Here is a 446-nt window from a genome sequence, read left to right on the forward strand (position 1 = left end):
TTCAAAGTATTTGTTTTTATAAGCAGCTTCTTTTTATTATTGTTTCAACTTTTTCTTTTTTTAAACCATATCGATTATTTTATTTACAAAAAACAATCTACCGCTCGCATAAAACAAATACAAGTAGTTAATCGAAATGAATTTTTAAGTGTTGAATTTTTTAATGAATACTTAAATAAAAATCAAGAATTCACTATTTCAGTGCCAGTAGGAATAGGAAAAGAATTTATAGACACTAAAGAAAGTAAAATAGATATAGTTTATACAAAATGGTTCAAGCAAGCTTTGATTAAAAGTTATAAAAATCCAAGAATCCCCATATTTATTTTAGATATTGTGGTTATAGTGCTAATGATTTACGGAATAAGGTATAGTATAGACAATAAAGAATGAAGCCCCTTTGATTAATTACCCCATCGCCAACACATCTTCTTCCTGTAATAAGT

Annotated in this window: 1 protein-coding gene; it reads left to right on the forward strand. The window is 26.2% G+C overall.

Translation table 11 applies throughout. The annotated features are described in order from the left end of the window. On the forward strand, positions 1–393 hold a 393-nt coding region (locus tag E3E36_RS13020), incomplete at its 5' end, for a hypothetical protein (RefSeq protein WP_206203688.1). Between the last annotated feature and the right edge of the window lie 53 nt (positions 394–446).

Source organism: Thermococcus sp. M36 (assembly GCF_012027355.1).
In the GTDB taxonomy this organism is placed as follows: Archaea; Methanobacteriota_B; Thermococci; order Thermococcales; family Thermococcaceae; genus Thermococcus.